This window comes from Mycobacterium sp. ITM-2016-00316 (assembly GCF_002968335.2).
Lineage (GTDB): Bacteria > Actinomycetota > Actinomycetes > Mycobacteriales > Mycobacteriaceae > Mycobacterium.
Genome location: NZ_CP134398.1, coordinates 255,764 through 278,360, shown reverse-complemented (window position 1 = coordinate 278,360; position 22,597 = coordinate 255,764). Strand labels below are relative to the sequence as shown.

9 protein-coding genes and 1 pseudogene are annotated in these 22,597 nt (G+C 68.3%); 5 read left to right on the top strand and 5 right to left on the bottom strand.

The window, feature by feature from the left end:
• Positions 1-3 precede the first annotated feature (3 nt).
• Genes pe through C6A86_RS01210 form a run of 3 tightly spaced genes read right to left on the bottom strand, consistent with a single transcriptional unit; the run spans position 4 to position 5,585 of the window.
• Positions 4-1,137 carry an acyltransferase PE gene (pe, locus tag C6A86_RS01220; RefSeq protein WP_105365978.1) on the bottom strand — a complete coding sequence of 378 codons (1,134 nt, stop codon included), beginning with the start codon at positions 1,135-1,137 and terminating at the stop codon, positions 4-6.
• The gene (locus tag C6A86_RS01215) at positions 1,134-4,109 is read right to left on the bottom strand and encodes an RND family transporter (protein ID WP_105365999.1); all 2,976 of its coding nucleotides are present in this window, start codon (positions 4,107-4,109) and stop codon (positions 1,134-1,136) included. Before C6A86_RS01215 ends, pe begins: the two co-directional genes overlap by 4 nt.
• Positions 4,110-4,163: 54 nt before the next feature.
• Entirely contained in the window at positions 4,164-5,585 is a 1,422-nt protein-coding gene (locus tag C6A86_RS01210; protein ID WP_105365979.1) for a condensation domain-containing protein, read from the bottom strand.
• Between the two features lie 288 nt (positions 5,586-5,873).
• Here C6A86_RS01210 and C6A86_RS01205 point away from each other — a divergent pair.
• Positions 5,874-16,924, top strand: a pseudogene (locus C6A86_RS01205) (type I polyketide synthase).
• Here the strand turns inward: C6A86_RS01205 and C6A86_RS01200 are convergent.
• Complete coding sequence (locus C6A86_RS01200) at positions 16,921-18,009, bottom strand: dihydrodipicolinate reductase (protein WP_105365981.1); 1,089 nt, start codon at positions 18,007-18,009, stop codon at positions 16,921-16,923. The pseudogene C6A86_RS01205 and the gene C6A86_RS01200 overlap by 4 nt on opposite strands.
• Before the next feature lie 276 nt (positions 18,010-18,285).
• On the opposite strand from C6A86_RS01200, the gene C6A86_RS01195 reads away from it, so the two are divergent.
• The 4 genes from C6A86_RS01195 to C6A86_RS01180 all read left to right on the top strand — a co-directional run bounded on the left by C6A86_RS01195 (position 18,286) and on the right by C6A86_RS01180 (position 22,100).
• Positions 18,286-20,121 carry an acyl-CoA dehydrogenase gene (locus C6A86_RS01195; RefSeq protein ID WP_105365982.1) on the top strand — a complete coding sequence of 612 codons (1,836 nt, stop codon included), beginning with the start codon at positions 18,286-18,288 and terminating at the stop codon, positions 20,119-20,121.
• 103 nt (positions 20,122-20,224) lie between these two features.
• Positions 20,225-20,917 carry a DUF1361 domain-containing protein gene (locus C6A86_RS01190; protein ID WP_105365983.1) on the top strand — a complete coding sequence of 231 codons (693 nt, stop codon included), beginning with the start codon at positions 20,225-20,227 and terminating at the stop codon, positions 20,915-20,917.
• A complete protein-coding gene (locus C6A86_RS01185) occupies positions 20,914-21,513 on the top strand; it encodes a ClpP family protease (protein ID WP_105365984.1) in 600 nt (199 codons plus the stop codon). The genes C6A86_RS01190 and C6A86_RS01185 overlap by 4 nt, the downstream gene beginning before the upstream one ends.
• Positions 21,510-22,100 (top strand): ClpP family protease, encoded by a 591-nt coding sequence (locus tag C6A86_RS01180; RefSeq protein WP_105365985.1) that lies wholly within the window; start codon positions 21,510-21,512, stop codon positions 22,098-22,100. The genes C6A86_RS01185 and C6A86_RS01180 overlap by 4 nt, the downstream gene beginning before the upstream one ends.
• On the opposite strand, the gene C6A86_RS01175 is transcribed toward C6A86_RS01180, so the two are convergent.
• A complete protein-coding gene (locus tag C6A86_RS01175; RefSeq protein WP_105365986.1) occupies positions 22,097-22,456 on the bottom strand; it encodes a helix-turn-helix domain-containing protein in 360 nt (119 codons plus the stop codon). The genes C6A86_RS01180 and C6A86_RS01175 overlap by 4 nt on opposite strands.
• Positions 22,457-22,597: the final 141 nt, after the last annotated feature.

Below are 22,597 nucleotides of genomic sequence, written 5' to 3'. Positions count from 1 at the left end.
CCGCTAGGTGGGCGGGTTGTTCAGCACGTACTGCAGGCCGGCCATCAACTGCGACACCGGATCCGCACCGCCACCGAAGGCGGCCTGGGTGGCCGGGGCGGTGACCTCGGCGGGGTCGTAGCCGTTCACCGGGTCCACCGTGATGGGCGCCGTCAAGGGATCGTCGTTGCGCGTATAACCGGCGTCCACATAGGGTTTGAGCACGTTGTCGAGGTCGATGAGGGTCTTCTGATCCACCCCGAGGTACTTGAACGGCAGCACCAGCGGCAGGTGCTCCTCGGGGATCATGTACGTCGTCGTCCGCGCACCCCGGGAGTTGACCGTCGTCCGGATGTTCTGCGGCGGCACCATGCTCGGGTTGGTGAACGCGACCGCGGTGTGGCCGGTCGCCAGCCCGACAATCGCATTGGCGACCGAGATCCAGTTGTCCGAACGCTGCGGCCAGTCCGCGATGCTGTCGTAGGCGGAGACGAACAGATGCGTGTCGTACTGGCTCTCCACCGGCGCGGGCATCCGGTAGTCGAGCGAGGGCACCACGCTGCCGACGGGGAAGTTCTGGCTCAGAAAGCTCTCACCGAAGGCGTGCTTGCCGACCGGGTTCCCGTAGGTCGCAAAGCTCAGCTGATCCGGCGGCGGGGCTGTCGGATCGTTGGCCAGCCGCGCCTTCACGTCATCGAGAACCGACGCGCCCTCGGACAGGCCGATGGCCATACCCGGGCCGCCGGACTTGATGGCGGCCAGCAGATTGGGCCCGCCGACGTCGATGGACTCGCCGTAGCTGGGGCCGTCGATGCCGAGGCCCGGGAAGTTGTCGTCGAGGCGTCCGATACCCGGGAACAGCCGCTCCAGCGTGTGGCCCTGGACCTGGCCCGCGGGGTAGTCGACGATCTGCCGGTTCAGGTCCGGGAACCATTCGGCGCCGGTGCGCATGATGTATTCGTCGTACGGGATCCCGAGCACGTGCGCGCCGCCGAGGGCGTAGCCGCGGCCCTCGATCATGCGGGCAGCGCCGGGACCTGCCGGGCCGGGGACGGCCGGGCCGGGCGGCGGTTCGTCGGCGGCGGCGATACCGACACCCAACGGGCCGGAGGCGCCGATGGTCAGTAGCGCGGTGGCCGCCGCGAGTAGCTTCCTCATGCTCTGCTGCTCCCTCGCGCTGTGGGTCGAGACGGCCACCAGTTCGCCTTTCCGACCAGCGTAGCCATGGCGGGCACGGTGACGGTCCGGACCAGGAAGGTGTCCAGCAAGATGCCGATGCCGATGACGAACCCGCCCTGCACCACAGTACCGATGCTGGAGAACAGCAGGCCCCACATGGAGGCGGCGAAGATCAGGCCCGCCGCGGTGATGACACCGCCGGTCGAGCTCAGCGTCCGGATGATGCCGAACCTGCCCAGCGGGGCCTCGTCGCGCATCCGCGAGACGAGCAGCAGGTTGTAGTCCGCACCGACGGCGACGAGCACCACGAACGCCAGTGGCGGCACCGACCAGTGCAACTGCTGGTCGAGGATCACCTGGAACAGCAGCACACCGAGTCCGAGCGCGGCGAAGTACGAGATCACCACCGAACCCACCAGATACAGCGGCGCGATGACCGCCCGCAGCAGTGCCATCAAGATCAGCAGGACCACGATAATGGTCACGATGACGATGAACCGGATGTCGTTCTCGTAGTAGTCGCGGGTGTCGGCCAGCGCCACCGGATACCCACCCATCGACACCGAGGCATCCGCCAGCTCGGTGTTCGGCAAGGCGCTGCGCGCGGCGTCCTCGATGGCGCCCACCTGATCCATCGCGGCCGGGCCGAACGGATCGAGTTTGGTGAACACCAGATAGCGCGCCGAGTGCCCGTCCGGTGAGACGTAGGCCTTGGTGGCCGCCTTGAAATCCTCCAACTGCAGGATCTCGGGCGGGATGTTGAACCCGGCCATGGCCGGCGAGCCGGCGTTCTCGGCCATGGTCAGCAGGAAGGCCGCGGCCTGGTCGAGCCCGGTGCGCATCACCTTGATCTGCTCGACGATCTGATCCACCCCGTCGGCCACCTGCCGACTGCCGCTGGCCGAGCGTTCGGCGCCCTGCTGGAGCTGGGCCAGCGTCGCCTCGGCGCCGGCCGGGCTGCCCAGTCCCATCGCCTGCATCGCCTTGGTGAGCCGGGTGAACGCGGTGCCGACCTGCTGCAGTGCCGCGTTGAGGGACTGGCGGTCCTGCAGCGACTCCAGCTGCCCGGCCAGATCCTCGATCTCGGCGAGGGTGCCGTCATTGCGGGCCGCGGCGAGCCGGGACAGATGGATGCGGGTCTGGCTGCAGGAGGGGTCCAGATCGCAGACCACGTTGCCGTGCAGGGCCGTCAGCACCGGCGGGACCCAGGCGAACATGTCCCTGGTCGCCATCAGGTTCACGCCCATGGAGTTGCCGAGCCGGTTGATCGCGGCCACCAGTTTGGCCGCCACGTCGACGTTTTTGACCAGCTTGTCGCCGCCGTACTGGCCGCGCAGCGCGGCGAACGCGTCAACCATCTGCTGCAGGCTGTCGGCGATATCGGTGACCTGGCCGCGCACATCGGACAGGCCGCCGGCCAGCGTGTTGGCACCCGAGGACAACCGGTTCATATCGGCGGTGCCGTCAGTGATCATCTTCGCGCCGTCGGCCAGCCGGGTCCCGACGATGCCGGCCTGGTAGGTGGCCCGGAACTCGGGCGGCACCGACCCCAGCGGCCGGGTGATTCCGCTGACCATCTGGATGTCGGGCAGTTGGGTGATCCGCTCGGCCAGCTGCTCCAGGTCGGCGAGCGCCTCCGGATTGCGTAGATCCTTCGCCGACCTGATCAGCACGTAGGACGGGATGGACTGGTTGATGTCGAAGTGCTTCTCCAGCGCCGCATATCCCAGCGAGCTGGGTTCCGAAGCCGCGACCGCCTTGCGGTCGTCGTAGTTGAACGTCGCGAAACCGGCGAGACCGGCCAGTAGGAACAGCACCAGCAGGCTGCCCACCAGATGCGCCCACGGCCGGCGGACGATGCGCACGCCCGAGCGTCGCCACAGCCGGGTGGTCACGTCCTTGCGGGGTTTGATCCAGCCACGCGGCCCGACGACGGCCAGCAGGGCGGGCAGCAGCGTCATCGCGGCCAGGTAGGCGACACCGACGCCGACCGCCGACGACACCCCGACGGTGGAGAACACGCCCATCTTGGCGAAACTGATGCCCAGGAAGGTGACGCCGACGGTGGCCGCCGAGGCGGTGATCACCTTGCCCACCGACCCCAGCGCCTTGCGGACCGCGTCGTGGTTGTCCTCGCCCATCCGCACGTAATCGTGGTAACGGCTGATCAGGAAGACGGCATAGTCGGTTCCCGCGCCGAAGATGATCGCGCTGAGCAGGATCATCGCCTGGTTGGAGACCCCGAGGCCGGTGAACTCGGACAGCGCGGCGACCGTCGACTGCGCGATCACCAGCGACATCCCGATACCGGCCAGCGGCAACAGCATGGTCACCGGGTTGCGGTACACCACCAGCAACACCAGCAGCACCAGCACCGCGATCGCGAGCTCGATCGGCAGCCGGTCCTTCTCCCCGGCGACGGTGAGGTCGGCGACGGTGGCGGCCGGACCGGCGAGGTGGACCTCCAGTGGGCCGCCGGCGGTCGTCCGCTCGATGAGCTCGGAGACCTGATTGAACGACGTGTAGGACTGCGGCGTGCCCAGCGCGCCGGCCAGGCCGACCGGCAGCACCCAGGACTTGTTGTCCGCACTGGTCACGGTGGAACGCAGGGCGGGTGTCCCGATGAACTCCTGCAACATGACGACGTTCTGCTGGTCGTCGCGCAGGGCGTCCACCAGCTTGGCGTAGGTGGCCTCGTGCTCGGGGCCCAGCCCGTCCTCGTCGGTGAGTACGACCAGCAGCAGGTCGTCGGTGCCCGGTTCCTGGAACGCCTCCTCCATCTGCCGGGCCGCGACGCTGGACGGCGCATCCGCCGGCAACATCGAGAGCGGGTGCTTCTGGGCCATCTCGTTGAGGCTGGGCACCGCCAGCGGCAGCGCCACCGCCAGCGCGATCCAGATCCCGATCACGGCCAGGGGCCAGCGCACGACGAAATCGGCTAGCCGTCGCAACACACACCCCCTGGAGATACCGACCCGGACCTACTCACCGGCAGATCCCACCGCTCAGGCAAAACGGCCCCAGTCCCCGCTGTCGGCGACCTGCTCGATCACGGATTTCATGGTGGCGATATAGCGGGCGACCGACTTATGGGCCACCTCGTTGTCCGGGAACATCACCGCCATTGCCGTACCGGCCTCGTACCGGAAGACGTAAATGGTGAGCTGGTAGGAGAACCGGCCGTCGGAATAGATACCGATATTGTTCGAATAGCCCATTTCGGCTGCCGCGAGCACCGCATTCAATGGTGCGGCGCCACCGTGCAGGAAGTTCGACACCGGAAAGTTGGGTCCCGGTTTGTCCAGCCACGGCGCCAATTCCAGCACCCGGTAATACGGGACCCTCGCCAGGTTCAGGCCCGAATCGAAGGAGGTCTGCGCCGACCATGCGGCCTCGGCGAAGGTCGTCGCCGCGATCGGCACGGTGATCGGGACCAGGCCGGTGAACCAGCCCTGGGTCATGAAATTGTCCGATGTGCGCCGGGTGTCACGCGGAGTGAGTCCGTAATAGGTTGCCGCGCCGGTCAACTCGTGCTCGACCATGGCGGTGCAAGCGTAAAGGCCGCCGACGAAACGGGTGCCGGCCGCCGTGCAGGCCGCCTCGAACCTGGCGGTCTGGTCCGCGTCGAGCAGCAACTCCCCGACCATGTCGGCAACCGTCGGCTCTAGCGGATTGCCCAGCGGCAGCGGAAATTCGGGCATGCTGCCGTTGTTGTTCTCGGCGAACTCGATCCAGGCCCGGACCTCCGGGGAATCCACCGTCAGTCCTGCCGTGTTCTCGCGTTCCTGAACGCAGAAATCGTCGAATCGACCGGCGTCCGGCAGCGCCATCGGCTGGCCGGTGGAAAGCAACGACGTGTACATACCGTGCGCCTCGAGCATGGTGATCCCGATCAGCGCCGCATCGCCGTGCACATGGTCGATGGCGGCGTAGAAATCGAAATGGTCTTCGCTCTGCACGATTCCGAAGGAGAAACAGCCCCACTCCAACGGTGTGGGTATGTCGACAATGTGTTTGCGCGCGTCCACGGCGGTGATCTCGCCGTGGTTGACGGGTTCGAATTCGATATCGGCGGGGTCGACGATGCTGCGCCGGACGATCTCACCGGAACCGTCGTATTCGAACCAGCTGCGGTAGGTGTCATGCCGGCGCAGATAGTGGTTGAGCGCGTGATTCATCGCCGAGATATCGCAGGTGCCAGGCACTTCACAGGTCGCGATGATCTGCCGTGAATAGTCCAGACCTTTGGCGTCCTGCTCATAGACCCCACGGATGTGCTGGCCCTGCATGTAGCTGACCGGGACGGCACTGACCGGGGCCTGCCGGGCCTTGTCCATCGACTCGGTCGTGGGGTGCCAGGAGGTCACCACACCGGGGGCCGGCTTCCAGTCATCGATCGTGCCGATCGTGATCTTCCCGATTTGCAAGCTTTCCCTCCCGGGTCTCCAGCGGCGGCGGTCCGGCAACACCGACGGCGACTTCACGATAGCGGCTGTCGGCACGGGGAGCGCCGGGCCACCATCGGGCTCAGCGGCAGATATGAAACCGCGTGCGGTAGCAACCTACATGCAATACTGACCGGCGAGTAAGGTACCGGCCGTTGCTGTCGGCAGATAGCGGGCCGTGGCCGTCCAACAGACTGTGCGCGGCCTTTACCGATGGCACCGAAATCTCATCATCGGCAGTTCATCGGATCGACGCGGGGAGTACACCTGATGGCAGCAACCGACCATACCCGGTCGTCCGTAGAACGCTCGGGCCGCGAGGCCGGGCAGGAGCCGACCCGTTTCGCCATCATCGGCTACGCCGCGCGCCTGCCCGGCGCCGCCGACGCCGACCAGTACTGGGATGTGCTGCACGACGGCCGCGACGCGGTCTCGGAGATCCCCCAGGACCGGTGGGACGTCGAGGAGTTCTTCAACCAGGATGCCTCCGCGCCCGGCAAGATCGTCACCCGCCGGGCCGGCTTCGTCGACGACGCCACCGGGTTCGACGCGCCGTTCTTCGGTGTGTCTGCCCGCGAGGCAAGGCTCATGGACCCCCAGCACCGGCTACTGCTGGAGACCTCCTGGCGCGCTGTGGAGCATTCCGGCACCGCACCAACGGCTTTGGCGAACACCCAGACCGGTGTCTTCGTCGGCTTGTCCACCCATGACTACCTGGGCATGGCGTCCTCGGAGCTGACCTACCCCGAGATCGAGGCCTACCTGGCCATCGGAACCTCGGGTGCGGCCGGCGCGGGCCGGATCAGCTACCGGCTGGGGCTGCACGGGCCCGCGGTCACCGTCGACACGGCGTGCAGTTCCTCGCTGGTCGCCATCCACCAGGCCTGCCAGGCCCTGCAACTCGGGGAATGCGATCTCGCCCTGGCCGGTGGCGCGAACGTGCTGCTGAGCCCGGCCACCATGATCACGTTCTCGCAGTCCCGGATGCTCGCCCCGGACGGCAAGTGCAAGACCTTCGATGCCGCGGCCGACGGCTACGTCCGCGGCGAGGGTTGCGGTGTCGTCGTCATCAAGCGTCTCGAGGACGCGGTGCGCGACGGGGACCGTATCCGGGCGGTCATCCGCGGCAGCGCGGTCAACCAGGACGGCGCCTCGGGCGGGCTGACGGTGCCCAACGGTGTCGCCCAGCAGCGGGTCATCACCGAGGCGCTGGAACGCGCCGGTCTGAACGCCGGCGATATCGACTATCTCGAAGCGCACGGCACCGGAACCTCGCTGGGAGATCCCATCGAGGTGCAGGCCGCCGCCGCCGTCCTGGGCAAGGGCCGCGCAGCCGATCAGCCGCTGCTCATCGGATCGGCCAAGACGAACATCGGCCATCTGGAGGCCGCCGCCGGTGTCGCCGGTGTGCTCAAGGTCGTCCTCGCACTCGAGCACCAGGAGCTGCCCAAGCACCTGAACTTCCGCAATCCGTCACCGCACATCCCGTGGGACCGCATCCCGGTCCGCGTGGTGGAGGAATCCACCGCCTGGGAGCGCACGGAACGACCCCGCGTCGCCGGTGTCAGTTCGTTCGGATTCTCCGGAACCAACGCGCACGTCATCCTCGAAGAAGCACCGGCCGTGGCGCCGGCCGCCTCCGATGACACGGCCGACACCCGGCGTTTCATGGTGCTGCCGCTGTCCGCGCGCACCCCGGCCGCCCTGGTGCAGACCGCCGAGCTGTACCGCAGCTGGCTGACCGAGCACCCGGACGCCGACCTGGCCGACGTGTGCCTGACCGCGGGCGACGGGCGTGCCCACCTCGAACACCGTGCCGCGCTGGTGGTGAACTCGATCGAGTCCGCGCGCGAACTGCTCGGCGCGCTCGCCGACGACCGCCCCGCGCCAGGCCTGGTGCGCGGGCATTGCGCCGACGCACCCAAGACCGCATGGTTGTTCCCCGGGCAGGGCAGCCAGTACGCGGGAATGGCTCGGGAGCTGTTCGAGACCGAGCCGGTGTTCGCCGAGACCGTGCGGCGATGCGCCGACGCCGTCGCCGGGATGCTGGAAAGGCCGTTGCTGGAGGTCATCTACGACTCGGCCGACGGGGATGAGGCGCTGCGCCAGACCCGCCACACCCAGCCGGCGATCTACGCCATCGAAATGGGCCTGGCCCAGCTGTGGCAGTCGTGGGGATACGAACCGGATGTGGTGCTCGGTCACAGCGTGGGCCAGTACTCGGCGGCCTGTGTCGCCGGGGTGTTCAGCCTCGAGGACGGCGCCCGGTTGCTGGCCGAGCGCGGCCGCCTCTTCGGCGATCTGCCCGCCGGCGGGCGGATGGCCGCGATCTTCGCCGCCCCAGAGCGGGTCGAGCGGCTCACCGACGAGTACCCCAGCCTGTCGGTGGCCGCCTACAACGGCGCCAACACCGTGCTCTCGGGCCCCGGCGGTGACCTGGAACGCGCGGTGGCCGGACTGACCGCCGACGGTGTGCGCTGCGACTTCCTGGACACCAGCCACGCCTTCCACTCAGCACTGCTCGATCCCGCGCTCGATGCGTTCGAGACCTATGCGGACACGTTCACCTTCGCGGCTCCGCAACGGATCCTGGTCTGCAATCGGACCGGGGCTGCCCTGGGCCGCACCGCCAAACTGGACGGCGCCTACTGGCGCCGCCACGCCCGCCAGCCCGTCGAGTTCGCCAAGAGTGTGGCCACGTTGTCCGATCTGGGCTGCGCGATGCTGCTTGAGGTCGGCCCGCAGCCGGTGCTGACCGCTGCCGCGATGCGCGCCTGGCCCGATCCGACCAGCGCTCCGCGCGCCGTTGCCTCGATGCGGCGCAACGGTTCTGATCACCGCCATATCACCGAGGCGGTGGCCAACACCTACGTCGCCGGGCACCTGCCCGACTTCGCCGCACTGCTGGCACGCCCGGCGCGCAAGCTGGACCTGCCCACCTACCCGTTCGAGCACCGGCAGTACTGGTTCCGCGACAAGCAGACGCAGCCGGCCAAGAACGACGCCGTCCGCACCGATACGGTCAGGTTTCTCAGGACGGCCGCATCGAGGAACTCGCGGCACTGCTCGACACTTCGGGCACCAGCCTGACCACCGCTGATGTTCTCAACAAGCTTGCTGCCCAACATAATCGGCAGCGCGACGCCCAGTCCATCGCGGACGCCCGGTACGAGATCCGCTGGCTGGTATCCGCACCGGCATCCGCCGCGCCGACCGGTGAGGGCTGCGCCTGGCTGGTCATCGGCGATGATGCCGACACCGTGGCGCCGGTCCTCGACGCGCTGACCGCACAGGGCCACCGGTACCGGACGTTGCGCCTGCCGGCATCCGATGCCGACGAGGAACGCCTGTCCGCGGATCTGCGCGCCGCGGTGGAAGACGAACCCACCCTGCGCATCCTGCATGCCGCGGCGCTGGAAAAGGAGACCGCTCCGTCGATGCGCTCATTGCTGCGGATGCAGCATCGGGTCCTGGACGGCACCCAGCGACTGTTCCGCGCCGCCGCGGCGGCCGATCTGCGCGCCCCGATCTGGGTCGTCACCCGCGGCGCACAACGGGTGCTCGACACCGACCCGGTGGCACCTGAGCAGAGCAGCCTGTGGGGCTTCTGCCGCGCAGCTGCCCTGGAGTACCCCCAGATATGGGGCGGCCTGGCCGACGTTTCCGGGATCGCCGAGGAGTGGTCGCGGCTGATCAGCCAGATCGTCGGCGCCGCAACGGGTGAGGACCAGATCGCGCTGCGCGGGCAGGTCGTCCATGTGCCCCGACTCAGCAGGCGCACCGGGCAGCCGAATCCCACGACCCTCGAACTACGCTCCGACGCCACGTATCTGGTCACCGGTGGTCTGGGCTCACTCGGACTGGAGATCGCGGGCTACCTGGCCGCGCACGGCGCCCGCCACCTGGTACTGACCAGCCGTCGGGTCCCCAGCAGCGCCGCGGAGCAACGCATGGACGCGCTGCGCCAGCAGTACGGCTGCGAGGTTCGGGCCGTCGCCTCCGATGTCGCCAATCCGCACGACATCGCGCATCTGATGGCCACCATCGCCGCCGAACTGCCACCGCTGGCCGGCATCGTGCATGCCGCCGGTGAGAACAGCACCACCCCGTTGAGCAGCCTGGATCCCGCCGAACTGGATCGGGTGTTCTCCGGAAAGGTCTGGGGTGCCTGGTATCTCAGTGAGGCCATCACCGATCTGAAATTGGACTTCTTCCTGTCCACGTCCTCGATCTCCTCGGTGTGGGGCAGCTACGGCCAGAGCGCCTACAGCGCGGCCAACGCCTTCCTCGACGGGTTGACCTGGCGGTTGCGCGAGCAGGGCGTACCCGGATTCAGCGTCAACTTCGGGCCGTGGTCGGCGGGTATGGCCGACGGCGAAGCCCGCGCCCAGTTGGACAAGCGCGGTGTCCGCACGTTGTCGCCGGCCGACGCCCTGGCCGGAATGGCCGATGTGATGGTCGGCTCCGGCAATCAAGGTGTGGTGGCCCGGATCGACTGGGCCCGTTTCCTGCCCATCTATCTGCAGGCCGGGCAGCGTGCACTGCTCGCCGAGGTGGCCGGCGAGGTTCCCGAATCGGCCTCCGCACCGGCGGGATCCGCGGGCACAACCCGACTCGTCGAACGCCTCATCTCCGCTCCGGTGCAGCAGCGCAAGAAGCTCGTGCTGGAGGAACTGCGCGACGCGGTCGCCGAGGTGACCCAGATCGACGCCGCCGAGATCCGGGAAGAGACCGGTCTTTTCGACCTGGGCCTGGATTCGCTGATGGCCGTCGAATTACGACGGCGGCTGGAGCAGTCCGTCGGTGCCGAACTGCCCGCGACCCTGGCGATGGACCACCCCCGGCTGACCGATATGGCGGACTACCTGCTCGGCGATGTGCTGAAGCTCAACGAGCGCGGCGCCAAGAGGGCTGCTGCACAGCCGGTCTCGCTGACCACCGCCGCGGCCGATGAGCCGATCGCCATCATCGCCGTCGCCTGCCGTTTCCCGGGCTCTCCCGATCCGGAGGCCTACTGGGATCTGCTCGCCGGAGGCGTGGATGCCATCCGGGAGATCCCCGAGGACCGCTTCGACGTCGACGAGTTCTACGACCCGGATCAGCAGATGCCGGGCAAGATCTACACCCGAAGCGGCGGATATCTGGAGAGCGTCGACGGATTCGATCCGGAGTTCTTCGGCATCTCCCCGCGTGAAGCGGTCTGGATCGACCCGCAGCAGCGCCTCATGCTCGAACTGTCATGGGAGGGCCTGGAGCGGGCCGGCTACTCCGCTGCGTCCCTGCGCGGCAGCCGCACCGGCGTGTTCGTCGGCGTCGGCGCCAACGAGTACTCACACCTGCTGTCCAACGACTCGCTGGAGAACCTGCAGCCGCACTTCATCACCGGCAACGCCCTCAACGCGATTGCCGGCCGGGTCTCTTTCACCCTCGGACTCGAGGGCCCCGCGATGGCGGTCGACACCGCGTGCAGCTCCTCGCTGGTCGCCGTGCACCAGGCCGCCCAGGCCCTGCATTCCGGCGACTGCGATATGGCCATCGCCGGTGGGGTGAACGTCCTGCTGAGCCCGGCGTCGGTGGTCGCGGCCTCGCGGGCCCGGATGCTGTCCCCGGATGGCCGGTGCAAGACGTTCGACGCCGCCGCCGACGGCTACGTCCGCAGCGAGGGTTGCGGCGTGCTGGTGCTCAAGCGCCTGTCCGACGCCCAGCGCGACGGCGACCGGATCAGCGCGGTCATCCGCAGCAGCGCGGTCAACCAGGACGGTGCCTCCAGCGGCCTGACGGTGCCCAACGGTGGTGCCCAGCAACGGCTCATCAGCTCAGCGCTGGCCAGGGCCGGCCTGTCCGGCGATGACGTCGACTACCTCGAAGCGCACGGCACGGGCACCCCGCTGGGCGATCCGATCGAGGTGCAGGCGGCCGCGGCCGTGTACGGCGCGGGCCGGGACCCGAGCCGGCCGCTGCTGATCGGTACGGCGAAAACCAATGTCGGCCACCTCGAGTCGGCTGCCGGTGTCGCCGGCCTGGTCAAGGTCGTACTGTCGCTGCAGCACGACCTGCTGCCGCAGACCCTGCACTTCCACAACCCGTCACCGCACATCCCGTGGGACAGCCTGCCGGTGCAGGTCGTGGACAAGCCCACCCCGTGGCACGCCGACGGCCGTCCACGCCGCGCCGGTGTCAGCGCCTTCGGGTTCACCGGCACCAACGCCCACGTTCTGATCGAAGAAGCGCCCGAAGCACTTTCGGCACAATCCACCGACGAGTCACCGGCCGAGCCCGCGGACGGCACCGCCACGCCCGCGCGGGAACCGCTGAGCGTGCTGCCGCTGTCCGCGCGTTCGGCGCAGGGACTGGTGGCGCTGGCACAGCGGTACTCCGGCTGGCTGGACGCCCACCCGGAGGCCTCGGTCGCCGATGTGGCGTTCACCGCCGGAGCGGGGCGCTCGCACTTCGAGCACCGCGCGGCAGTGGTCGCGAACACCGTTGCGGAAGCCAAGATGCTGCTCGACGACCTGGTGGCCAACCGGCTGCGCCCGGGCGTGGTTCGCGGCGAATGCACCGACCCGCCGACCACGGCCTGGTTCTTCCCCGGACAGGGCAGCCAGTACCCGGGGATGGCCCGCGAATTGTTCGACTCGGAGCCGGTTTTCGCCGATACCGTGCGTCAGTGCGCGCAGGCCGTCGACGGCATGCTGCCCCGTCCGCTGCTGGACGCGATCTTCGACACCGGCCGGGAGGCCACCGAAACGCTGCGCCACACCTCGTTCGCCCAGCCGGCGATCTTCGCCGTCGAGATGGGCCTGGCCCGGCTGTGGCAGTCCTGGGGTATCGAGCCCGACGTGGTGCTGGGCCACAGCGTCGGCCAGTACGCGGCTGCCTGCGTGGCCGGCGTCTTCAGCCTGGAGGACGGCGCACGGCTGATCGCCGAGCGCGGGCGGCTGTTCGGCAGCCTGCCCGCGGGCGGGCGGATGGTGGCGGTGTTCGCCGACCCCGAGTACGTCGAGGGCGCCGCCGAGGCGTTCGGCCGGGTGTCGGTCGGCGCCTACAACGGCCGTAACACCGTGCTGTCCGGCCCCGGCGAAGATCTCGAACAGATCGTCGCCAACTGCAGTGCCGACGGCGCCCGCTGCACCTGGCTGGAGACCAGCCACGCGTTCCACTCCGAGCTGCTGGATCCGGTGCTCGACGAATTCGAGTCCTTCGCGGGTCAATTCGACTACGCCGTGCCGACCCGGCCGCTGGTATGCAACCGGACCGGGGCGGTGCTGACGGCCGAGACGCCGATCAACGCCCAGTACTGGCGCCGGCACTCGCGCCAGCCGGTGCAGTTCACCGAGAGCGTGCGCACCGTGGCGGCGCTGGGGTGCTCGGTGCTGATGGAGATCGGGCCGCAGCCGATCCTCACCGCCGCCGCACTGCAGAGCTGGCCCGAGTCCTCGGCCACGCCGCGGACCATCGTGTCGCTACGCAAGGGCGCCAACGCGCAGCGCCAGATCACCGAGGCACTGGCCACCGCGTACATCTGCGGTCACCGGCCCGATTTCGCCGCCAAGCATCACGGCGAGCAGCATCGACTCGAACTGCCCACCTACCCGTTCCAGCGCCGCCGCTACTGGCCCAAGACATCCGTGGTCGGCATGGGTTCCGGTGGGATCTCGACATCCGGGCTCCTGGGCAGCGCCAAGGATCTGGCCTCCGGCGACACCGTCTACAGCAATGTGCTGTCGGTCAAGACGCAGCCGTGGCTGGCGCATCACGTCATCTACGGCACCGTGGTGGTGCCAGGTGCGACCTACGCCGCGATGGCCCTGGCCGCCGCGGAAGCACCGGCGCACGTCAAGGACGTCTACTTCTACGAGCCGATCATCCTGCCCGACAAGGCCTCTCGCGAGGTGCAGCTGACGCTGCACCCGCAGGATGACGGCTGGAAGTTCCAGGTGCACAGCCGGCCCTACGGGGTGCGCGAGGCCGAGTGGTCGCTGAATGCGGACGGCACGCTCGGTTCGGGTGCCGATACCGATGCGCCGTCCGAGGACGCCCCGACCCTCAGCCCGGACGAAGCGGTCGAGCACATGAACCGCACCCGTCCGCAGGAGCTCTTCGAGATCTTCAACGATCTGGAACTCGCGTGGGGACCCACCTGGTCGACATCACTGAAGTCGCTGTGGGTCGGCGACGGTGAGGCGATCGGCGATGTGTCCGTCGGCGCCGAACTCGCCGAGCATCTGGGCAGCGAACCGATCCACCCCGTCCTGCTCGATCTGTGCACCGGTGTGGCCTTCCCGGCCTTCCCGGCGGTGCTGGCCGCCGAACAGGGCATGCACGACCTGTTCCTGCCGCTGCGGTACGGGCGGGTGCAACTGCTGGAGAAGATGCCGAACCGGTTCTACTGCCGGGCACGCTGGCACGAGGGCCCTCTCAACAGCGAAACCCTGGTTTTCGACCTCGATTTCGTGCACCGCGACGGCCGGGTGCTGGGCGGGATCCGTGAGTTCACCGTGAAGCGCGCGCCGCGGGAGGCGTTGCTGCGCGGGCTCGGCGGTGACTCCACCCGGTTGCTGTACACCGTCGGCTGGCACGAGGGTGCCGCGCCGGGCAACGCCGCCGAGGCCGGAGACGAGGCCGCCAAGATCGCGAGCGGCACCTGGCTGATCGCCGGTGACGACGCCCTGGCCGGTGCCGTCCCGCACGCTGTGCGCGTCGAGCAACCCGCCGACCCGGACGCCTGGAAGCAGGCGTTCGCCGCCGCCACCGACCGCGGCACCCCGGTCAGCGGGATCGTCTGGCGCAGTTCGGGGCACGCCGGTGCTGGGGCGAGCGGAGCGACGGGCAAAATCACCGATGAGCCCACCGCCGACCTCGCGGAGCGGTTGGAGTCCGAGGTCTCGGCCCTGCTCGCCGCCACCCAGAGCGCGCTGGCCGGCCAGGTGAGCAATCTGCCCGGCGGGCTGTGGATCATCACCGAAGGTGCGGTGGCCACCGAACCGGGTGAACCGGTCGACCCGGTGCAGGCCGCGCTGTGGGGTTTCGGGCGTACCCTGATCGCCGAACAGCCGACCCTGCGCTGCCGGCTGCTGGACGTGGCGGGTCCCGGAGAGCCGCTGAGCTGGCTGCCCGACGCACTCGGCACACCGGTCACCGAGCCCGAAATGGCGGTGCGGCAAGGGCGTTTCCTGGTGTCGCGGTTGCTGCACTGGGCCCGTACCGGTCATCTGCCGATGCCCCGGTCGGATGACTACGCGCTGGCTCCCACCGAGCGTGGTGCCATCGACAACCTGCGGCTGACCGAGGCGGAGGTGACCCCACCGGAGCCCAATGAGGTCCAGGTGCGGATCGAGGCCGCCGGCCTCAACTTCCGTGACGTGCTCAACGTGCTCGGCCTGTACCCCGGCGACCCCGGCCCGATCGGCGGCGACCTCTGTGGTGTCGTCACCGAGATCGGCTCGGAGGTCACCGGCTTCGAGGTCGGCCAACGGGTCTTCGGTTCCATGCAGGGCGCTTTCGCCAGTCGGCTCAACGTGCCCGCGCAGTTGCTGGCCGCGGTACCGGACGGGATCAGCGCGGTCGATGCCGCGACCATCCCCGCGGCGGCGCTGACGGTCCGGCTGGCCTTCGACTGGGCTAAGTTGCGACCGGGCGACAAGGTGCTCATCCACGCCGCCAGTGGCGGTGTCGGGTTGGCTGCGGTGCAGATGGCACGCCACCACGGCGCGACCGTCTTCGCCACGGCCAGCACCTACAAGCGGGCCACGCTGCGCGCGATGGGCGTGGAATACGTATACGACTCACGCAGCACCGATTTCGCGGATCAGATTCTCGCCGACACCGACGGTGCGGGTGTGGACGTGGTGCTCAACAGCCTGACCAATGAGGGCTTCATCGAGGCGACGGTGCGGGCGACAGCGCAGGGTGGTCGGTTCGCCGAGATCGCCAAGCGCGATATCTGGACCACCGCGCAGATGGCCGCGGTGCGTCCCGATATCGACTACGAGATCGTCGCACTGGACGTGACGATGATGAGCGATCCCGACCACATCCAGCGCCTGATGTCCGAGGTGTCCGACGGGCTGGCCAGTGGCGAGTGGACACCGGTGCCCGCCGAGGTCTATCCGCTGACCGAGGCCAGGACCGCGTTCAGGCGCATGCAGCAGGCCCGCCATATCGGCAAGATCGTGGTGCAGATGCCGAAACCGCTGCAGCCGCACAGTGATCGGAGCTACCTGGTGACCGGTGGTCTGGGTGCGCTGGGTCTGCACACGGCGGCCTACCTGGCTCAGCTCGGCGCCGGCGACATCGTGCTCACCAGCCGTCGCGCTCCCGATGCCGAGGCCCAGCAGGCCATCGACGCCATCACCGAGCGCTACCACTGCCGGATCCACGTCTTCTCCGCCGACGTCGGCGAGGTGGCGGCGGTGGCCACGCTGCTGGACAAGATCCGGGCCGAGCTGCCGCCGCTGGCGGGTCTGGTTCATCTGGCGGGCGTGCTCGACGATGCACTGCTGCCGCAGCAGAGCCTGGAGCGTTTCCAGGCGGCGTTGGGGCCCAAGGCCTATGGCGCGCACTACCTGCATCAGCTGACCAGAACCGACGAGCTGGATTTCTTCATCGTCTACTCGTCGGCGTCGGCCGTGTTGGGCTCACCGTCTCAGGCCAACTACGCGACCGCGAACGCCCTGCTCGACGGGCTCGTCGCGCAACGCAGGGCGCAGGGGTTGCCGGCGACCGCGGTCAACTTCGGTCCGTGGGGCAGCGGCGGCATGGCCAGCTCGCAGGCGGCGATGGCCAACCTCAGCGCCCAGGGCATGATGCCGCTGGAGCCGTCGGCGGCGCTGGCCGCGCTCGGCGAGGTCGTCCGGCACGGCACGGCACAGGCCACGGTGCTCAAGGCCAACTGGCAGCGGACCGCCAAGATGCTGGGCGGTATCCGTCCGCCGCTGCTGGATCAGGTGCTGCCCAGCGGGGACGCTTCATCCGGCGGGGACAGCGAGTTGCTCCGCCAACTGCAGGAGCTGCCGGTGGCGGCGCGGGCCGGTTTCATCACCGAGTTCCTGCAGCGCGAGGTGCAGGGCTTCCTGCGGCTGGCGCAGCCGCCAGCGGCGACGAGCCGGTTCCTGGACCTCGGCACGGACTCGCTGATGGCTGTCGAACTCCGCAACAGGTTGTTCGGCCAGTTCGGTGGCAAGTTCGATATCAGCCCGACGGCGGTGTTCGACTATCCGACCATCGGCGAACTCGCCGAGCACCTGGTCTCGCAGCTGCCCGATGCCGAATCACCGGCGGCTGAGCCCGAGCCGGCCGCGGAGCCGAAGACCGAAGGCTAGGCCCAGCGCGTCGCTTCCACCTCGGTGGGCAGCGCCGAACGCAGCGGCACATCCAGCCCGTCGTAGATCCCGGCGGGCTGGGTGGCCAGCCACTCGATGGCACCGAGCAGCCGGTTGGCGGCGGTGGTGTTCCCGCCGTCGGCGCGGGTGCCGCCGGGCACGTCGGCGCGGGTGGTGATGGTGAGCTGTGGATCGCCGTCGACGATGACGCGGTGATCACCGACTCCCTCGTCGGGCTGCGGCCAGTCCGGGGCGCAGGTCGGGTGGATGCGGGTGATGTGCTCGATGATGACGCGCTGTGTGCCGGCGGACCAGCCGATCACCTTGAGGAAGAACGCGCCCTGGGTGCCCTTCTCGAACGGTCCCATCACCGTGTCGACGGTCTGCTCCAGCGGTAGCCGCTCGACCTCCTCGGTGATCTCGTCGATCTCGAGGCCGAGGCCGCGCCCGATCAGGCGGACGTTGCCACCCCACACCATCGTCGGGATGGACGGCAGCAGCATCATCGGTGTCTCGTCCATGGCACCCCCGAACCCGCACGACACTTTGACCGCGAACGGCTGGTTGTAGGTGGAGTAGTCGAAGATCTCCTGACAGGTGATCGTCTTGATGCGGGTGCACAGGCTGGCTGCGGTCACCGCCAGGGCGTCATTGCCCCAGCCGGGGTCGACGCCGGACACCAGCAGACTCGCGCCGCCGGCGTGGGCGGCATCGGTGAGGCGCTGCACCCATTCCGGTGGTGCCGAGCGCGGGTCGTAGAGCGAGTACAACGACGGGGTCACCACGTGCGCACCGGCGCGCAGCGCGCGTTCGATATCGGCGATGGCCTCGTCGGGCCGGATGTCACCGGAGGCCATATAGGCGACGGCGTCTCCGTCGGAGAGCGCGGCGTCCACGTCGGCGGGATCGCTGACCGCCCGGACTCCGGTCTCGGCGTCCAGACCTGCGAAGGAGGCGGCGTCACGGCCGGTCTTCTCCGCCGACGAGGTGATCAATCCGGTCAGGCTCAACCCGGGAAAGGCCACCGTCGACCGGATCGCGGTCGCACCCATGTTGCCGGTTCCCCATACCACCACACGCCTCATCCGCCTCACTCTAGATGGCACGCCGCAGCCATCGTGGCCAGCATCACATTCGAGCGAGATATGCAGATCAGCGGGTATTTTCGGGCACGATACAACGCCCGATCAACCACCGGGTTGGGCGGTCGCCGAAAATTTGCTCCCGACCGCTTTGCGCGGAGGTTACTCGGCGGTATAGTTCACAGCAGTTACTGGTGGGTAACTTAGTGCAGTCCAGACGCAAGTACCCAACCGCCACAAGTACCAACTGCTTAGACCCAATCTCATTGAGGAGACACTGTGAGTCACTACAAGAGCAACGTTCGTGACCAGGTATTCGCCTTGTTCGATGTGCTCGGTCTCGACAAGGCACTCGGCGCGGGCAGCTTCGCCGACCTGGACGCCGACACCGCCCGCGAGATGATCAACGAGATGGCGCGTCTGGCCGAGGGCCCGATCGCCGCGTCGTTCGCCGACGGTGACCGCAACCCGCCGGTCTTCGATCCCGCGACGCACACCGTCACGCTGCCCGAGTCGTTCAAGAAGTCGGTCAACGCCACCATCGACGGCGGCTGGAACAAGGTTGCCCTCGACGAGGACCTCGGCGGCATGCCCGCCCCCAAGGCACTGCTGTGGGCGCTCAACGAGCACATCCTGGGCGCCAACCCGGCCGTCTGGATGTACGGCGGCGGAGCCGGTTTCGCGCAGATCTTCGCGCACAACGGCACCGAAGAGCAGAAGAAGTGGGCGGCCATCGCCTCGGAGAACAACTGGGGCGCCACCATGGTGCTCACCGAACCCGATGCGGGCTCCGATGTGGGCGCCGGCCGCACCAAGGCCGTCAAGCAGGAGGACGGTACCTGGCACATCGACGGTGTGAAGCGCTTCATCACCTCCGCCGACGCCGACGACCTCTTCCCCAACATTGCGCACCTGGTGCTGGCCCGCCCCGAGGGCGCAGGCCCGGGCACCAAGGGTCTGTCGCTGTTCTTCGTGCCGAAGTTCCACTTCGACTTCGAGACCGGTGAGATCGGCGAGCGCAACGGCGTCTACGTCACCAACGTCGAACACAAGATGGGCCTGAAGGTTTCGGCCACCTGTGAGCTGTCCTTCGGCCAGCACGACAAGCCCGCCGTCGGCTGGCTCGTCGGCGAGGTGCACAACGGCATCGCCCAGATGTTCGACGTCATCGAGCAGGCCCGGATGATGGTGGGCACCAAGGCCATCGCCACGCTGTCGACCGGCTACCTGAACGCGCTCGAGTACGCCAAGGACCGCGTCCAGGGTGCCGATCTGACCCAGATGACCGACAAGACCGCACCGCGGGTGACCATCACCCATCACCCGGACGTGCGTCGCTCGCTGATGACCCAGAAGTCCTACGCCGAGGGCATGCGCGCGCTGTACATGTACACCGCCACCTTCCAGGACGACGAGGTCGCCCAGGCGCTGCACGGTGTCGACGCCGACATGGCGGTCCGCATCAACGACCTGCTGCTGCCGGTGGTCAAGGGCTTCGGCTCGGAGACCGCCTACGCCAAGCTCACCGAGAGCCTGCAGACCTTCGGCGGATCGGGCTTCCTGCAGGACTACCCGGTCGAGCAGTACATCCGCGACGCCAAGATCGACTCGCTGTACGAGGGCACCACCGCCATCCAGGCGCAGGACTTCTTCTTCCGCAAGATCATCCGCGACAAGGGCCAGGCGCTGGCCTACCTGTCCGGTGAGATCGACAACTTCGTGAAGAACGCGACCGGCAATGGCCGCCTGAAGGCCGAGCGTGCACTGCTGGCGACCGCCCTGGAGGACGTGCAGGGCATGGCCGCCACCCTGACCGGCTACCTGATGGCCTCGCAGGAGGATCCGGCCGCCATCTACAAGGTGGGCCTGGGTTCGGTGCGCTTCCTGATGAGCGTCGGCGACCTGGTCATCGGCTGGCTCCTGCAGCAGCAGGCCGCCGTGGCGATCGAGAAGCTCGACGCCGGTGCCACCGGCGCGGACAAGGCGTTCTACGAGGGCAAGATCGGCGCCGCGTCGTTCTTCGCCAAGAACTTCCTGCCGCTGCTGACCAGCACCCGCACGGTGCTCGAGGCGATCGACAACGAAGTGATGGAACTGGACGAAGCAGCTTTCTGAGTCTCCGAGTTCCCCGAAGACCAAGGACCCCCGGCGATCCCGGGGGTCCTTGTCTTTCTCGGCTCGGCACACTGGAAGCGTGCGCAACCCTCAACCCGCCGCGGTGCCCACGACTCACGGCATCGTCCTGATCGGCTCACTGGCGGCGACCACCGCCCTGACCATCGCGCTCGGTGTCACCGACCCCGCCGCGCCACTGTCCTACCCGTACCGATTCCTCATCTGGAATCTGTGGCTGGCCTGGATCCCGATGTTCGCCGCGGTGGCATTCGCCGCGGTCCGGCGGCCCATCTGGCTGCTGCCGATCGGCGCGGTCTGGCTGGCGTTCCTACCCAACGCGCCCTACCTCGTCACCGATCTGGTGCACCTGGGCAACGGTGTCGAATTGTGGCGCCACATCCTGCAATACGGGTTCGCCGCGTGGACCGGGACCGTACTGGGCATCGTGTCACTTCGCCTGGTGCACAACCGCATCGAGCGACAGCTCGGGACGCTCGCGGGCTGGGTCGTGGTGGTGGTGTCAGTCGGCCTGTGCGCGGTGGGCGTGGTGATCGGCCGGTTCCAGCGGTGGAACTCCTGGGATCTGGTGACGCGCCCTGATGCGGTGGTGGCGCAGACCCTGGAGTGGGTGCGCTCACCGCTTGCCGAGGTCCAGTCGACCGGTGTGGCGATCGCGGTGGCCGCATTCTTCGGGCTGGCCTATCTGACCATCTGGTCGCTGGGCGGCGTGACCCGTTCTGCTCACAGCAGCACCGCAGGCGCAGAAGGCAGCTCACCCGGCACAGTCGAGGCATGACCGAGAAACCACCAACGTTCAGCCGTCAGTTGCGCGAGGACCTGTACCGCAAGCGGGTGCTCGTGCTCGACGGCCCCCTCGACGATGACAACGGCGCCGTGCTGATGACGCAGCTGCTGACGCTGGGCTCCGATTCCGATGACGATGTCGCCCTGTGGATCCACTCCCCCGGCGGTTCGGTGCCCGCCATGCTCGCGATCCGCGACGTGATGCGGCTGATCCCCGCCGACGTGTCCACCCTGGCGCTCGGACTGGCCTGCAGCGCAGGCCAATTCCTGCTCTCCTCCGGGACGCCGGGTAAGCGCTTCGCGCTTCCGCACGCGCGCATCCTGATGCACCAAGGCTCGGCGGGCATCGCCGGATCGGCGGTCGAGGTGGAGGTGCAGGCCGACGATCTGCGGCACACCCGCGACACCGTGCTGGCGATCATCGCCGCCGACACCGGCCAGGACGTCGAGCGCATCTTCACCGACTCACTGCACGACCGCTGGTTCACCGCCGAGCAGGCACACGCCTACGGCTTCATCGATCACATCGTCGGCGAGTTCTCCCAGATCGCCCTGAACCGCAAGCAGCACTTCGGAATTCAAGCATGAGCACCTACACCATCCCCAATGTCATCGCCCGCAGCGCCAACGGCGAACGCATCATGGACGTCTACTCACACCTGCTGACCGAGCGCATCGTCTATCTCGGCACCGCCATCGATTCCGGTGTCGCCAATGCCCTCATCGCCCAGCTGCTGCACCTGGAGGCCGACAACCCGGAGCAGGAGATCGGGCTGTACATCAATTCCGAGGGCGGTGATCTGTCGGCGATGCTCGCCGTGTACGACACGATGCGCTTCATCAAGGCCCCGGTGGCAACCACATGCGTCGGACAGGCCGTGGCGACCGGGGCGGTGCTGCTGGCCGCCGGTCAGCCCGGCCGTCGTTCGGTGCTGCCGCACACCAGGGTGGTGCTGCACCAGCCGGCCGCCCAGGGCCGCGGCACCATCCCGGACCTGATCCTGCAGGCCGATGAGGTGGTCCGGATGCGCAACCAGCTGGAATCGATCCTGTCCCGCCATACCGGCCGTGGCGTGGAACAGCTGCGGCACGACACCGACCGGGACCGGGTGTTCGATGCCGAGGGCGCGTTGGCCTATGGGCTGGCCGATCGGGTGCTGGATCAGCGCGTCTAAGCGGCCAGCAGGGTCGCGCCGCCGGCCCCTCCGGCGGGCGGGAGCGTAGCGACCCGGGAAGTCGAGGAAGTCGGACGCCTGGTCAGATCCGCCGAGATGCCACCGAGCAGCCGCACGAGGTCGATGTTCAGCGCACCGCACACGGCGGCGATCATCTCGCTCGACGGCTCCTTGCGGCCCCGCTCGATCTCGGAGAGATACTGCGGTGACAGCCCCGCGCGAGCGGCGACGTCGACGAGACGGGCACCGCGTCGTCGGCGGGTGTCACGCAGGCGCCGACCCAGGACTTCACGCCACAGGGGTTCGGGCTCGCGCGACGGCCTGCGGTCCGGGTGGATGCGAAGGATGTCGCCCATGCCAGCATCATGGCCGCATTCGGCGGGCGGTGGCGTGCTGTTCACCATGGGCAGAAGACATGAGGGCGGGTTCGGGAGGACTTGTCGGTCTTGCGACCTCGAGGGCGTCCTCACATACCTTTCGGTATCTCGCGCGGCCGG